General features: G+C 72.2%; 14 protein-coding genes. 9 read left to right on the top strand and 5 right to left on the bottom strand.

Annotated features, from left to right (window positions below; translation table 11 throughout):
- Positions 1–115 precede the first annotated feature (115 nt).
- From AC3A3L_RS09660 to AC3A3L_RS09680, 5 genes are read left to right on the top strand one after another with little or no spacing between them, the layout of a single operon-like run.
- Entirely contained in the window at positions 116–1153 is a 1038-nt protein-coding gene (locus AC3A3L_RS09660; RefSeq protein WP_487639783.1) for an iron-siderophore ABC transporter substrate-binding protein, read from the top strand.
- Entirely contained in the window at positions 1153–2187 is a 1035-nt protein-coding gene (locus tag AC3A3L_RS09665) for a FecCD family ABC transporter permease (RefSeq protein WP_487639784.1), read from the top strand. The genes AC3A3L_RS09660 and AC3A3L_RS09665 overlap by 1 nt, the downstream gene beginning before the upstream one ends.
- Positions 2184–3260, top strand: a complete 1077-nt coding sequence (locus AC3A3L_RS09670; RefSeq protein ID WP_487639785.1) for a FecCD family ABC transporter permease — start codon at positions 2184–2186, stop codon at positions 3258–3260. Before AC3A3L_RS09665 ends, AC3A3L_RS09670 begins: the two co-directional genes overlap by 4 nt.
- Complete coding sequence (locus AC3A3L_RS09675; RefSeq protein WP_487639786.1) at positions 3257–4198, top strand: ABC transporter ATP-binding protein; 942 nt, start codon at positions 3257–3259, stop codon at positions 4196–4198. The genes AC3A3L_RS09670 and AC3A3L_RS09675 overlap by 4 nt, the downstream gene beginning before the upstream one ends.
- Positions 4195–5145: a siderophore-interacting protein gene (locus tag AC3A3L_RS09680; RefSeq protein WP_487639787.1), complete on the top strand. Its 951-nt coding sequence runs from the start codon at positions 4195–4197 to the stop codon at positions 5143–5145. Before AC3A3L_RS09675 ends, AC3A3L_RS09680 begins: the two co-directional genes overlap by 4 nt.
- A gap of 182 nt (positions 5146–5327) precedes the next feature.
- Here the strand turns inward: AC3A3L_RS09680 and AC3A3L_RS09685 are convergent, their stop codons facing one another.
- The 5 genes from AC3A3L_RS09685 to AC3A3L_RS09705 all read right to left on the bottom strand — a co-directional run bounded on the left by AC3A3L_RS09685 (position 5328) and on the right by AC3A3L_RS09705 (position 11391).
- Positions 5328–6161 (bottom strand): DUF4097 family beta strand repeat-containing protein, encoded by an 834-nt coding sequence (locus AC3A3L_RS09685; protein ID WP_487639788.1) that lies wholly within the window; start codon positions 6159–6161, stop codon positions 5328–5330.
- Between the two features lie 98 nt (positions 6162–6259).
- A complete protein-coding gene (locus AC3A3L_RS09690) occupies positions 6260–6808 on the bottom strand; it encodes a toxin-antitoxin system HicB family antitoxin (protein WP_487639789.1) in 549 nt (182 codons plus the stop codon).
- Positions 6809–6963: 155 nt separating this feature from the next.
- Positions 6964–10647: a (Fe-S)-binding protein gene (locus AC3A3L_RS09695; protein WP_487639790.1), complete on the bottom strand. Its 3684-nt coding sequence runs from the start codon at positions 10645–10647 to the stop codon at positions 6964–6966.
- 127 nt (positions 10648–10774) lie between these two features.
- Positions 10775–11074, bottom strand: a complete 300-nt coding sequence (locus AC3A3L_RS09700) for a WXG100 family type VII secretion target (RefSeq protein ID WP_487639791.1) — start codon at positions 11072–11074, stop codon at positions 10775–10777.
- Complete coding sequence (locus tag AC3A3L_RS09705) at positions 11071–11391, bottom strand: WXG100 family type VII secretion target (RefSeq protein ID WP_487639792.1); 321 nt, start codon at positions 11389–11391, stop codon at positions 11071–11073. Before AC3A3L_RS09705 ends, AC3A3L_RS09700 begins: the two co-directional genes overlap by 4 nt.
- A 121-nt stretch (positions 11392–11512) precedes the next feature.
- Here AC3A3L_RS09705 and AC3A3L_RS09710 point away from each other — a divergent pair, with 121 nt between their 5' ends.
- The 4 genes from AC3A3L_RS09710 to AC3A3L_RS09725 are packed head-to-tail and all read left to right on the top strand — an operon-like array spanning position 11513 to position 14819.
- Positions 11513–11836: a hypothetical protein gene (locus tag AC3A3L_RS09710; protein ID WP_487639793.1), complete on the top strand. Its 324-nt coding sequence runs from the start codon at positions 11513–11515 to the stop codon at positions 11834–11836.
- 1 nt (position 11837) lies between these two features.
- Positions 11838–13568 (top strand): putative T7SS-secreted protein, encoded by a 1731-nt coding sequence (locus AC3A3L_RS09715; protein ID WP_487639794.1) that lies wholly within the window; start codon positions 11838–11840, stop codon positions 13566–13568.
- Between the two features lie 28 nt (positions 13569–13596).
- Positions 13597–13986, top strand: coding sequence for a hypothetical protein (locus AC3A3L_RS09720; protein WP_487639795.1), 390 nt, complete (start codon positions 13597–13599; stop codon positions 13984–13986).
- A complete protein-coding gene (locus AC3A3L_RS09725) occupies positions 13983–14819 on the top strand; it encodes a hypothetical protein (protein WP_487639796.1) in 837 nt (278 codons plus the stop codon). Before AC3A3L_RS09720 ends, AC3A3L_RS09725 begins: the two co-directional genes overlap by 4 nt.
- Positions 14820–14825 lie beyond the last annotated feature (6 nt).

Here is a 14825-nt window from a genome sequence, read left to right on the forward strand (position 1 = left end):
CCCGCTCCCCGTGGTCCACATCCCGGATTACGGCACACCCGCGTTGCCTTATTGAGGCGCTGTGTGGTTAGGCTTTCCTAAGTTAGCATTGCCTTACCGAGCACACGGAGTCCTGATGAAGCGAAGCCTCGCCGCGCCCCTTGCCGCGGTCACCGTCCTGGTCGCTGCCCTCACCGGCTGCAGCACCGGGTCCACCAGCGGCAGCTCGGAGGCCGCGGCGGAGCCGACGTCCACCACGTCCGTCGACCCCGACGCCTTCCCGGTCACCATCGAGCACGCGCTCGGCGAGACCACCATCGAGTCCGAGCCGACCCGGGTCGCCACCCTCGGCTGGACCGACCACGACCACGCCCTCGCGCTGGGTGTCGTCCCCGTCGGCGCCACCAAGATCACGTGGGGCGGCAACGAGGGCGGCTCGACCGACTGGTTCGACGCCGCCGTCGAGGAGGCCGGCGCCGAGGCGCCCGTGCGCTACGACGACGCCGACGGCGCGCCGATCGACGAGGTCGCCGAGCTCGCGCCCGACCTGATCCTGGCCACCAACTCCGGCATCACCGAGGCGGAGTACGCCAAGCTCTCCAAGATCGCGCCGGTCGTCGCCTACCCCGAGGCGCCGTGGACCACCCCGTGGCAGACCTCGCTCGAGATGATCGGTGAGGCGCTCGGTCGTACGGCGCTCGCCGAGGAGGTCGCGGCCGACACCCAGGCCACGATCGACGAGGCCGCCGAGGCCAACCCCGAGCTCCAGGGTGCCGAGCTGATCTACGGCTACCTCGCCGCCACCGACCTCTCGACCGTCGGCATGTATGCCCCCGAGGACCCGCGGGTCTCGATCCTGCGCGACTTCGGCATGGTCGACGCCCCGGCCGTCGCCGACGCGATCAAGCCGGGCGAGTTCTACGGCACGGTGTCGGCTGAGAAGTCGGCCGACCTCGACTCCGACGTGTTCCTCACCTGGGTCGACTCGCCCGACGTCGTCGAGACGATCGAGAACGACAAGCTGCTCGGCGAGATCCCTGCGATCGCCGAGGGCCACTGGTACGCCGAGTCCGACAAGCAGAACGCCATGGCGTCCACCAACCCGACACCTCTCTCCATCCCGGTCATCGTGAGCGACTTCCTGCCTCACGTGGTCGAGGCCATCCAGGGCTGATGACAGCCCTCGTCCCGACGCGGGACGACGTCGCCAGGGCTCCGGGGGGAGGCCAACGGCGTCGTCCCGCCCTGCCGGTCAGCGTCGCGATCTCGGTCGTGGCGCTGGCCGGTGCCGGCGTGCTGTCGCTGCTGGTGGGGGCGCGAGCGGTGCCGCTCGCGTCCGTCTGGGACGCCGGCCACCCCCTGCACGCCGTGGTCGAGGCGCGCCTCGACCGCACCGTCCTCGGCCTCGCCGTCGGCGCCGCCCTGGGGCTCGCGGGTGCGCTCATGCAGGGGCTCACCCGCAACCCGCTGGCCGATCCCGGGATCCTCGGCGTCAACGCCGGGGCGACCTTCGCGATGGTCATCGGGATGACCGCCTTCGGCGCCGCGGAGATGGGACAGTTCCTCCCGCTGGCCTTCGTCGGAGCGGCCCTCGCCGCGGTCGTCGTCCACGGGATCGCGTCCCTTGGTCGCGACGGCGCGACCCCGCTGAAGCTCGCCATCACCGGCGCCGCCCTGAGCGCCGGCCTGGCCAGCTGGACCACCGGGCTCCTCCTCGCCGACCGCAAGACCATGGAGAGCTTCCGCTTCTGGCAGGTCGGGACCGTCGCCGGGCGGGGCACCGACGTGCTGCTGACCGGCCTCCCGTTCCTGCTCCTCGGGGTGCTGCTCGCGCTGGCCGGTGCGCGCCTGCTCAACACCCTCGCGCTCGGTGACGACCTGGCCCGGGGCCTCGGCCGCCACACGACGCGCGACCGGCTCGTGATCGCCCTCGCGATCGTCCTGCTGGCCGGCACGGCGACCGCGCTCGCCGGCCCGATCGCCTTCGTCGGCCTCGTCGTGCCCCACGTCGTACGCGCCCTCGTCGGCCCCGACCACCGCCGCCTGCTCCCGTTCTCGATGCTCGGCGGGGCGGTCCTCGTCGTCGTCGCCGACACGGTCGGGCGCATCGTGCTGCCGCCGTCGGAGGTGCAGGTCGGCATCATGGCCGCCGTCGTCGGCGTCCCCGTCTTCATCGCCCTGATCCGTCGCACCGGGAGGGCGTTGTGACCGTGACCCTCGACCGCCCCGTGACCGCCGAGCCGCCCACCCCGGACGCGCTCGAGGTCGTACGACGTGCGCGCCGCGCGCCGGTGCGCCACCACCGTCGCCTGCTCGCGGGCCTCGTCGTGGCGGCGGTCGGCGCCTTCGCCGCCCGGGTGCTGCTGGGCGACTTCACCGTCACGGTTCCTGACTTCGTGCGCATCCTCGGCGGCGAGCAGATCCCCGGCGCGACCTACATCGTGATGGAGTCCAAGCTCCCGCGCGCCGTGCTCGCCGTGCTGGTCGGCGTGGCCTTCGGTGTCGGCGGCGCCATCTTCCAGACCACCCTGCGCAACCCGCTCGCGAGCCCCGACATCATCGGCATCAGCCTCGGAGCCAGCGCCGCGGCCGTCTCGGTGATCGCCCTCGCCGGCTGGACCGGCTGGCCGGTCTCCGCCGCGGCCGTGCTCGGTGCGCTCCTCGTCGCGATCGCCGTGCGCGCCGTCGCCGGCGACCACGGCGGCTTCCGGCTCGTCCTGGCCGGCATCGGCCTCGCCGCCGCCATGCAGTCGGTCATCCAGTACGTCTTCACCCGCGTCGACGAGTACGACGTCCAGCTGGTGCTGCGCTGGCTTACCGGCAGCGTCAACGGGGTCGCGTGGCAGGCGATCGGGCTGCTGGCGATCGCCCTGGCCGTCCTACTGCCCGCCACCGCGTGGGCCGCCCGCTCGCTGCGCGCGACCGAGCTCGGTGACGACACCGCCGCCGGCCTCGGCGTCGGCCGCGGCCGCACCGACCTGCTGATGCTCCTCGGTGTGCTGCTCGTCGCCGTCGCCGTCGCGGCGGCCGGCCCCGTGGCCTTCGTCGCCTTCCTGGCCGGACCCATCGCCCGGGCCCTCAACCGCGGTCGGACGACGCTCCCCGCGGCCGGCCTCGTCGGCGCCGTGATCGTGCTGGTGGGCGACTATGCCGGCGCCTACGCGTTCGCCGACCTCAACCTGCCCGTGGGCGTCGTCACCGGCGCCTTCGGTGCCCCGTTCCTGCTCTGGCTGCTCGCCCGCGGCCCCCTCACCGGACACCGTGGAAGGAGGGCGGCATGAGAACCGCCCCACGACGTTCTTCTCCCCCGCTTCGCTCCGCCGAACAACGCCGCGGGGACCCCGGAACGACCGCCACCGCCAACACCACCGTCACCCCGCACGCCCGGCTCGAGGCCAGCGACCTCACGCTCGGCTACACCGACACCGCCGTCGTGCGCGACCTCGACCTGCAGGTCCCGCACGGCCGCATCACCGTCATCGTGGGCGCCAACGCGTGCGGCAAGTCGACGCTGCTCCGCGGCCTGGCCCGCCTGCTCCGGCCCCGCTCGGGATCCGTGCTGCTCGACGGCGAGGCGATCCACCGGCTGCCGACCAAGCAGGTCGCGCGCACGCTGGGGCTGCTCCCGCAGAACCCCGTCGCGCCCGAGGGCGTGACCGTCGCCGACCTCGTGGGTCGCGGCCGTCACCCGCACCACGGCCCCTTCGGGCGCTGGACCAGCGCCGACGACGAGGCGGTCGCCGAGGCACTCGTCCTCACCGACACCCTCGGCCTGGCGGACCGCGTGGTCGACGAGCTCTCCGGCGGCCAGCGCCAGCGGGTGTGGATCGCGATGGCGCTCGCGCAGGGCACCGACCTGCTGCTGCTCGACGAGCCCACGACCTACCTCGACGTCGCCCACCAGGTCGAGATGCTCGACCTCCTCGCCGAGCTCAACGCGCGCCGCGGCACCACGATCGTCATGGTGCTCCACGACCTCAACCTGTCCGCCCGCTACGCCGACCACCTCGTCGCGCTGCACACCGGACGGATCGTCGCCGAGGGCAGTCCCCGCGAGGTCGTCACCGAGGACGTCGTCCGCACCGTGTTCGGCCTCGACAACCGGGTGATCGACGACCCGGTCTCGCACACCCCCCTCGTCGTGCCCGTCGGCCGGCACCAGCCGCGACGTCCCGACGCGTCCACCCCTGCCAGCCACCCCAGCCAGGAGACCCGATGACCGTGACCGCCTCCTCGAACCAGGCCGCCCTGCCCATGATCTTCACCGAGGTCGAGGTGGTCGCCGTCGAGCGGCTGTCGCCGACCTTCGTCCGCGTCGAGCTCGGCAGCCCGGACCTCGCCGAGTTCGGCGTCGACGGGCCGCGCTGGGACCAGCGCATCAAGCTGATCCTCCCCGACCCCGAGACCGGCGGCATCACCTCGACCGAGGGCGCCGACGACACCTGGTTCTCCACCTGGCTGGAGCGCCCCGCGGCCGAGCGTGGCCACATGCGCACCTACACGATCCGCGACGTCCGCGGCTCGGGCGCAGAGACCACCTTCGTCGTCGACATGGTGCTGCACCTCGAGGGCGACCTCGTGGGGCCCGGCTCGCTGTGGGCGTCCCGCGCCCGCGTCGGCGACCGCATCGCGCTCCTCGCCCCGCGCCGGGGCTACCCCTACGGCGGCATCGAGTTCACGCCGGGGCCGGGCGCCGAGCTGCTCCTCGTGGGCGACGAGACGGCCGTGCCCGCGGTCTGCACCGTGCTGGAGCAGCTTCCCGACGACGCAACCGGCAGGGCCTTCCTCGAGGTTCCCGTCGGCGCCGACGTGCAGGACGTACGCCGTCCGGCGGGCGTCGAGGTCGTGTGGCTGGCCCGGGAGGGTGACGAGCTCGGCGCCGGACTGCACGACGCGGTGGTGGCCCACCTCGGCATCCCCGGCGCCCACGTCGACGTGGCCCCCGACGAGGTCGACCCCGACCTCTGGGAGACGCCGTTCTACTCCTCGTCCGGCGAGGAGGTCCCGGGAGACGTGGCGGGCGTGGGTGGCACCTACGCGTGGATCGCCGGAGAGTCCAAGGTCGTCACGGGCCTGCGCCGCCACCTGGTCAAGGAGCTCGGTTTCGACCGCAGCCAGGTCGCCTTCATGGGCTACTGGCGTCGCGGCGTCGCGATGAAGTCCTGACAGGGCGGCGGCGGGCGGCGCGGCGCGGGGGTCAGCGGCGCTCGGTGCGGGGCGCGCGGGGGGAGTAGCGCACGCGCTCGGCGATGCGGTGGCGTGCGATGAGCTCGATCTCGGTGAGTGAGTCGTGCATGGCCGTGCTCCTTTCGGTTCGTGGGTTCGTGGGTTCGCGGTGGAAGGACGCGTCAGCTCTCGTGGAGCGTGACGTCGCCGGACGCCGTGGTGGCGCGCACCTCGAGGTAGGGCTGGTCGGGGGCGGGCTCGCCCGTGCTCGGCAGCATCGAGGTCAGTCGGCCGCTCGCGGTGCGGACGTCGGTCCACACCGGCGTACCGGACACGACGCCGATGCGGACGTCGCCGCTCGCGGTCTTGGCCGTCACCCGGCCCGACGCGACCTCGGCGACGACCAGGTCGCCCGAGCCGGTGGTGAACACCGCCTCGCCGCCCATCGACAGGACGTGGGCGTCGCCCGACCCGGTCTTGATCGCGAGCTCGTCGCGGGCCGACTCGACGCGGACGTCGCCGCTGCCCGTCGTCACGACGAGGGCGGACTCGGCACGGCGTACGACGACGTCGCCCGAGCCGGACTTGATGCGCGCGTCGCCCTGGAGGTGCTCGGCGACCAGGTCGCCCGAGCCGGACTGGACCAGTGTCTCGCCCTCGATGACGTCGAGCGCGACGTCGCCGGAGCCGCTGTCGACGCGGACGTCGCCGAACCGGCCGTGGGTCGTCACGTCGCTGCTGCCCACCTTGGCCTGCAGGCCGCTGTCGACGGGGACCTCCACGACGATCTCGGCGCGGGGGTCCTTGCCGAGGAACCCGCCGCTGCGCGAGGGGGCGATGATGGCGATGCGGTCGCCGAGGTCGCGCACGTCGAACTCCTCGGCGCGGTCGCCGGTGATGCGGACGGTGGTCTCGGCGGTGTCGGTGGCGGTCACGTCGACGGTCCCGCGACCGTTCTCGACGTAGAGGCCGATCGGCTCCGGGGTGTCGAAGGTGAGGTCCAGCTGGTTGCTCATCGGGTCTCCTGAGGGTGTGCTCGTCCACCGGGCCGGCGGCGCCGGTCCGTGGAGCGATGGGTGGTGGGGCTCGAGCCCCGGGTGTCAGGTCGTGGCGGTCACTGCCAGCCGGTCATCCGGCGCTTGCCCTGCCCCTGCTTGCGGTTGCCCGCGAACGGGTCGTAGCCGACGAAGGGGACGCTGCTGAGGTCGATGTCGACGTTGATGGAGTGGTCGTTGGTGGCGTTGCGCACCACGTTGACCATCCACGTGTTGAGGCTCTGCCCGGCCGCGGCCGCCTTCTCCTCGGCCCGCGCCTTGACCGCCTCCGGGATCCGGAGCGTGATGCGGGCGAGGTCGCCGCTCTCGTCCTCGGGGGGCGCCGGGGGTGCGGGCGGCGGGGGCGGCTCGGGCATCGCAGCGGGCGGTGCGACCTCGACCACGAAGTCCAGCTCGCGACCGACCAGCCGGACGTCGACGCTGCCGTCGGGCAGCTCGGCGGTGATCTCCGCGGCGGCGTGGGAGATGGCCTCCATCAGCGCGAGACGCGCGCTCGGGTCGAGGGCGTAGGCCAGGCGCTCGGCGGCCTGCTTCAGCTCGTCGCTGCCCGCCTCGGACGCCGCGACGAGGTCGCGACGGAGGCTGTCGACGTAGGGGGTGATGTCCATGTGCACCACTCTGACATCACATTGATGTCATGTCAACGCCTTCATGATGTCAGTCTGGCGCTCGGGTGATGTCATCCGGTGTCATCCCGCCCCGGACGTCACACGAACCCGCACCTGGGGTGCGGGTTCGCGTGACGCAGCGGGTGGGGACGGGGTCAGAGGTCGAAGAGCGACCCCGACCCGCTGATGTCGACGTCCTTGCGCGGCTCGTGGGCCGGGCCGTCGGCCGTGGAGGTGGGCGCGGCCTCCGCCGTGGCGGGTACGTCGCTCGCGTCCGCGGTCTCCTCGGCGGGCTCGTCGTCGGCGTCGACGGTCTGCGGGTCCGCACCTGCGTCGGGCTCCGGCTGGGTCTCCTCGGGGTCCCGGAACAGGGCCGCCTGGCTCAGGTCCGCCCCGCTCGGGGGCGCGGACGCCGTCTCGGTCTCCGGCTCGGTCTCCGGCTCGGTCTCCGGCTCGGGCGCAGGCTCGGCCACCGTTTCGGAGGCCGCCTCGGTGGGCTCGCTGGGCGTTGAGTCGCTGGGAGACTCAGCGGCCACTGCGGGCTCGGGCTCGGCCGGGGCCGTCCCGGGTGCCGGCTGGGTGGCCGGCTGCTCCGCGGGCGCCTCGAGGTCGAACAGCGACCCCATGCTCGTGAGGTCGACGTCCGTCGCGGGTGTGGACGTCGTACCGCTGGCAGGGGCCGACTCGGCAGCTGCCGGCTGGCTCGTCGTCGCAGCGGACTCCGGCTCGGAGGCCGGCTCGGCAACTGCCTCGGCGGGCTCCTCGGCAGGCTCCTCGACGGGCTCGCTGGACGTTGAGTCGCTGGGAGACTCACTGCCCACGGCGGGCTCCGCGGCGGCCGGCTCGGGTGCCGGGAGGTCGAAGAGCGACCCGCTGCCGAGGTCCACCTGCGGGGCGGGTGCAGCCGGGGTGCTGGGCGTTGAGTCGCTGGGAGACTCAACGTCCACGGTGGCCTCGGGCTCCGGCTCGGCCGGCTCGGCGGCTACCGGCTCGGCTGCGGCGGGCTTGGTGGTCGTCGGCTCCGGGGCGGCGATGTCGAAGAGCGATCCGCCGCTGCCGAGGTCGGCGGTCGGCGCCGGGGCGGGCTCCTCCTCGACGGCCGCGGGCTCGTCCTCGACGGCCGCCGGCTCGGGGGCCGCGGGCGCGGGCTCCGGCTCGGGGGTCCCGAGGTCGAAGAGCGACCCACCGCTGCCGAGGTCCGTGGACGGCTCGGCGGCCGGCTTCTCCGCGGCAGGGGACTCGGCGGGCGCCGCGTCCTCCGACGCCGCCGGCTCCGAGGCCGGCTGCGAGGCCGGCTCCGTGGCCGGCTCGGGGGCAGGGGTGTCGAAGAGGGACCCTCCGGAGAACGCCTCCGCCGGCTTGTCGGGCGCCTTCTCCTCGGCCGCAGGCGCCGACGCGGGTGCGGGGGTGTCGAACAACGAACCGGACGACTGCTCGGCAGCAGGCGCCGGAGCCTCGGGAGCCGGGGTGTCGAAGAGCGACGAGCCCCCGGACGCCTTGGCGGCGGGACCGACATCGGCGGTCTCGGTGACGGTCTCGTCGGTGACGGTGACGTCACCGGTCTCGGGCTCGTCCTTGGTCGCCACGTCGGTGGCGGCGGCACCGGCGGCAGGTGCAGCGGCAGGAGCGGCGGCGGGCGTCGAGCCGGGCGCGGCCTTGGTCGCCTGCTCGCCCTTGACCGACGCGAGCAGCATCTGCGCGACGTCGAGGACCTCGACCTCCTCGCGGGCCTCGCCGGCCGCCTGCGTCGCGGTCAGCCCGTCGGCGAGCATCACGCGGCAGAACGGGCAGCCGACGGCGATCTGGTCGGCCCCAGTGCCGACGGCCTCCCGGGTGCGGTTCATGTTGATCCGCTCGCCGAGGTTCTCCTCCATCCACATGCGCGCGCCGCCGGCGCCGCAGCAGAAGGAGCGCTCGGAGTTGCGCTCCATCTCGACGTACTCCGCGCCGGGCAGCACCTGGAGCAGCTCACGCGGCGGCGAGTACACCTGGTTGTGGCGGCCGAGGTAGCACGGGTCGTGGTAGGTGATCGAGCGCTTCGCGGCGCCGGCGCCGTCCTTGACCGGGGTCAGCCTGCCCTCGCGCACGAGGCGGTTGAGCAGCTGGGTGTGGTGCACGACCTCGAGCTCGATGCCGAAGTCCTTGTACTCGTTCTTGAGGGTGTTGAAGCAGTGGGCGCAGGTCGAGACGACCTTCTTGACCTTGTACTCCTTGAAGGTCTCGACGTTCTGCTGCGCGAGGCCCTGGAAGACGAACTCGTTGCCGGCACGACGGGCCGGGTCGCCCGTGCAGGTCTCGCCGTTGCCGAGCACGCCGAAGGAGATCCCGGCCATGTCGAGCAGCTCGGCGACCGCGCGCGTCGTCTTCTTGGCACGGTCCTCGTACGCCCCGGCGCAGCCGACCCAGAACAGCCAGTCGACCGACTCGAGGGACTCCAGGTCCTCGCCGACCACGGGGACGTCGAAGTCGAGGCCCTTGGCCCAGTCCATCCGCGCGCTGGCGGACATGTTCCACGGGTTGCCCTTGTTCTCCAGGCCCTTGAACAGCTGGTTGAGCTCGGCCGGGAAGTTGGACTCGACGAGCAGCTGGTAGCGCCGCATGTCCATGATGTGGTCGACGTGCTCGATGTCGACCGGGCACTGCTGGACGCAGGCGCCGCACGAGGTGCAGCTCCACAGCACGTCCTCGTCGATGACGAAGTCGCCGTCCGCGGGGTTGTAGAAGTAGTCGAGGACGTCGGTGCCAGCACCGGCGCTCTCGCCCTTGGAGCCGACGCCGACCAGCTCGCGCCCGGCGTGAGCCTCACGGACCTCGGCGTCGGCGTCGTGCTTGGCGTACGCGTGGTCGCGCAGGCTGGTGATGAGGAGCTTGGGGGAGAGCGGCTTCTCGGTGTTCCACGCCGGGCACTGCGACTGGCAGCGGCCGCACTCGGTGCAGGTGGTGAAGTCGAGGATGCCCTTCCAGGAGAAGTCCTCGACCTTCCCCGCGCCGAGCACCGAGTCCTCGTCGAGCTCGTCGATGTCGTCGAGCGTGATCGCCTTGCCGTCGGAGGTGAGCGGCTTCATGGCACCGAGGGCCGTGGCGCCGTCGGGCTCGCGCTTGAAGTAGATGTTGAACCAGGCGGTGAAGCGGTGCCACGCGATGCCCATGGTGATGTTGCGGGCGATCACCATCAGCCAGATCATCGCCAGCGCGATCTTGAAGGCCGCGATGAAGTAGATGAGGTTGTGCAGCGACGACTCGTCGACCGGGTAGATCGCGTCACCGATCCAGGACGCGATCGGGTAGTGGGAGCGCCCGACCTCCTCGTCGAGCTTCCACTCGGCAGCTCGGACGAAGAGGATCGCCGACCCCTCGAGGAGGGCCAGCGCCTCGACGAAGTAGGCCTGCCAGAAGGTCGAGCCGAAGAACCGGCTGCGCCGGCCCTCGGAGCGCGGGTGGTGCTTCTGCCGGTAGACGATCAGGTAGACGATGCCGACCGTGCTGAGCAGGCCGATCAGCTCGCTGAACCACTCGTAGGGGTACCAGTGGCCGATGACCGGCCAGGCGAAGTCGGGCTGGAAGAGCTGGAAGTACGCCGCGAGCACCGCGGTGCTGAGGAACAGGAACGCCGCGTAGACGAACCAGTGCATGATGCCGACCCAGTGCCACTGGAGCATCCGGGTGTGGAGGAACGTCTCCTTGAGCATCGTGGCCGTGCGACCGACCGGGTTGTCGCTGCGGCCCGGCGCGGGCTGGCCGCTGCGGATGACGCCCAGCATGCGCCGTACGGCCGGGACCAGCATGGCCACCGCGGCGACGGTCAGTGCGAACGACAGGACGATCGCGAAGATCTGCATGTAGGGCTGCTCCTCGGTAGGGGCGTACAGATCCGCAGCCTAGGGCCGCCGCTCGTGCTGGCGGCAGGAGCCTGCGGAGTGAGAAAGATCCTACCCGCAGGTAACTTGAAGCGGTTGGGGCGGCCGCTCAGTTCACGATCGCGACGTTCTCGACCTCGATCTCACGGGCGTCCTCGCGATAGGTCGCGACCTTCGTCCTGATCTGGTCGAGCGCGTCGGTGAGCCGCTGGACGCCGTCGCGGAGCTTCTGCTGGTACTCCAGCTGGGCCAGGTGCGACTCGCTCGACTCGTCCCAGCCGGGCGTCAGCGACTCGACCCGCTCGAGGAGCTCGCTGATCTGCGTGGTGATCTGAGTGGTGGCGTCGCCCAGCGCGGTCTCCAGCGTGTGCAGGGACCCCTGGTGGACGACGAGCCCGCGGTCGCTCATCGGGGACCACCGCCCAGGCGGTCGGCGAGGGTGCCGGCCCGCTCGGCCTGCGCCACGTCGTTGGTGGCGTGCTCCTGGGCGACGTACATCAGGCTCTGGGCGTAGCCGTCGAGGATCGGGCCGAGCGTGATCGCGACGTCGAACCACTCGTTGACCGCCTCTCCGAACCCGGCCGCGGCCTGACCCTTGAAGCCCTTGCCGGCCTCGGTCTCGATGGTGGCGCCGAGCTCCTGCAGGGTCGTCTGCAGCGGCTCCACCGCGTCGGCCACGGCCTGCGCCGCTGCCTGCATCTCGGAGTAGACAAGTCCGACGGCCACGGCCGCCCCCTCTCGCTCGGGTCGATCATCCCTTCCTACCCCGTGCGGCCCGCCCTCACACCCCCGACGAGTGATCGGACTGCCCGGTTTGAGCGGCCGCTGCGATGGGAATCGGGACCCCATGCCGTCGTACGACTACGAGGTCGACCTCGAGAGCATGGGCCAGGCCGCCCAAGGTCTCGGTGAGACCGTCCAGCTCTTCAAGGACAAGGACGTCGAGGACCTCGTCCCCGGCAAGGGCGACGTCGGGAGCGACGTCGTGTGGGACGCCCTCGACGAGTTCAAGAACCGCTGGGAGGAGGGCGTCAACAACCTCTGCCAGGACGTCGAGGAGATGTCCGGTCGGCTGGGCAAGATCGCGATGAACTACTTCGAGACCGACAAGGCCGGCTACGACGCCCTGTCCGCGCTCAAGGGCACCATCGCCGGCATCAAGGTCATGTGACGTGCCGGACTTCGTGATCGAGGGCAACCCGGGCAACGTCCGGGCCAAGGCCCTCACGATGGAGCAGAAGGGCCAGCTCTTCTACGACACCGGTGACGCGCTGGCGAAGATCGACGTCTCGGGCTGGACTGGTCGCGCCGCCGACGAGTTCCGGGAGGCCCACGACCTCGAGCCGGACCGGTGGGTCAAGGCAGGCAACGGGTTCAGGAAGGCCGCCGCCGGCCTGACGACCTACGCCGGCGCCCTCGAGGACGCACAGCGGCGCGCCGCCGAGGCGAAGGCGGAGTACGAGCGCGGACAGCGCGAGTCCGAGAGCGCACGCACGCAGTACGACTCCTACCTGGGCCGGATGCGCGCCTACTGGAGCAGCGGCGGCACCGACCAGGCCGAGCCGTTCGTCGACTGGGGCGACCCGATCCAGCAGGAGGCACTCGGCGCGTTCGACGCGGCGAAGGCCGACCTCGACAACGCCGCGGCGGTGTGCGCGGGTGAGGTGCGCGCCGGCTGCGCCGACGCGCCGGAGGAGCCCAACTGGCTCGAGTCGGGCCTCAAGTTCGTCGGAGGCATCTTCGAGGGCGCCGGCGAGGCGGTGTGGGACCTGCTGACGATGGTGCCGTTCAGCCCCGTCAACATGGTCATCGACTCCTACAAGCTCGCGACGGGTGACCTCACGCCCGAGGAGCTGATGAAGAAGTACGAGCTCTCGGCCGAGAACGCCTGGTCGATGGCACAGGGCATCTACACCGGCCTGACCACAGACCCGGTCGGCTTCGGCAAGGAGCTCGGCAAGTCGCTGCTCGACTGGGACACGTGGGCCGACGACCCGGCCCGCGCCATCGGCCACCTCGTCCCCGACGCCGTCGCCGCCGTGGCCACCGCCGGCACCGGCGCGCTGGCCACCCGCGGCGTCAAGGGCGGCCTCGACGCGATCGACGCCCTCGGCGACATGAGCAAGCTCCGCCACCTCGACGACCTGGGCGACCTGAGCGACCTGCGCCACCTCGACGACCTGGGCGACGGCTCGCGGATCTACTCCATGATGGACGACGTCCCGCACAGGTCGACGTTCTCACCCGAGCAGCTCGGCCGCAGCCAGGTCACCGACGACCTGCTCTCCAGCCACGGCCTCTCCCGCGACCAGGCGATCGACCTCATCAACAAGCCGGTCTCCCAGCTGACCCCCGACGAGTGGCGGACGATGCGCGCGCTCGAGGGCGACATCGCCAGGCCCGACGCCAGCACGGTGATGCAGAAGGTCATCTCGCCGGAGACCGCCGACCGCTACGTGATGGGTCGCGACCCCGACTTCAACGTCAACGAGGTCCGCGGGTCGGTGACGCGCGCCGACGACACCAGCCACCTGACGACGCCCGAGCAGATCCACGACGGCCTGCGGCTCGACTACGAGGGCACGACGTTCCGCCCCGACGACGACAGCACGCACCTGATCCGCTTCAGCACGGACGACCCGCGCTTCGAGTCCCCGCTCCGCTCCGAGATGGGCCAGTCGACGCACGGCAGCTACGACGGGTGGAAGGACCCCTTCACCGGCAACGGCTTCACCAAGTCCGGCGACGACATCATCCCGGAGTACCAGTCCTATCCCGATGCCGCCGGCAACGCCGGGGTCCCGATGAGGGACGGTGCCGAGATGTGGGAGGTTCTCCCCGACGGGAACCAGCGCCTGACTGCCGTGCTGCGCGACGGCGAGTGGATCCCGCAGGGCAACTAGCGGTGTGGGACGACGGAGGAGCGACGACGTGCAGGTGAGCCACGCCGAGGGCGAGTACCGCGGCCGGCGCTACGAGCTGCTGTTCCACGGGGACGGCTGGCGCGCTCTGGCGCACGGGGGCGCCCCCGAGAGCGACTTCCCCGACGCCCTGGAGTTCGGCTCCAACAGCCGCGGCGACTGGGTGAAGCTGCCCACCGAGCACGTGATCTGGTGGCGTGTGGGGGTCAGCGCCGCGTGGAAGGGTGAGCGCGTCGCGGTCGTCGGGACCGAGCGCGACGGCACGGTCGGCGTGACCACGACCGACCCGCGCCGCGCAGCCGCGCTCGGCATCCCGGGTGACCAGCACCAGGGGTGGCTCGGCAGGGCGCCCGTCGCCGAGCTCAGCGACGTCGAGGTGTCGGAGGAGAAGGTGTCATGACCAGCGGCAAGGACCCCGACCGGCTCGTGCTGCAGAAGCTGCTCACCGCCGACATGGGCAAGGCCATCGTCGAGGACGGTTACGACCACGTCGGCGGGATCGTGGTGAGCGCGGCCGATGCGGCCCCGCTCGACACGCCCGAGCGGCTGCTCGCCGCCTACGGCTTCGACGGCAGCGGCCAGGAGTACGTCGACGTGGTGCGCTTCGAGGTGCCGCCGCTCGCGCGGCTGGAGCGTCCGTCCGCCGAGCCGCGGTCGTGGCCGACGTACCCCACCGGCTTCCTGCGCGCCGACGCCGTGGTCCCGGTGTGGGAGCTCGGTCGGACGCGCTACTCCTACGGCGCCGAGTACTGGCGGATCCGCTCCGACGGGGAGCAGAAGTGCCTCTCCGCCTACCAGGGCGCCGCACGCGGCTGGCGGGGCGCCCAGGGCTGGCGACCGTGGACGCCGCTGGTCGGGCCCCGCGCCCGCTGGCGCGGCGCCGAGCTGGTCGCCGACGTGGTGGGCGACGGTGTCCTGGTGAGCGCCATGGGCGATGCCGGCCCCGAGGGCTGGGAGCAGGTGCGGCCCGGGGTGTGGACCGCCGCGCTGCCGCTGGAGGAGTGCGAGATCTTCGAGGTCGTGCTGACGGGGACCTGGCGCGACGTCCCCGTCCGCGTCCTCGAGTCGGACGGCACCACGAGCCGGCTGCTGCTCCTCTCCGACGACGAGGAGCGCGCGGCGTCCGTCGGGGCGCGCCTCGTGGAGCCCGGCGTCCACGAGGCCGTCGCACCGACCGACGAGCTCGTCGACGTGCAGGGCGTCACCAACGAGCTCGGCCGGCCGAGCCACTGACGTCGT

This window comes from Nocardioides sp. Soil_C_8 (assembly GCF_057656315.1).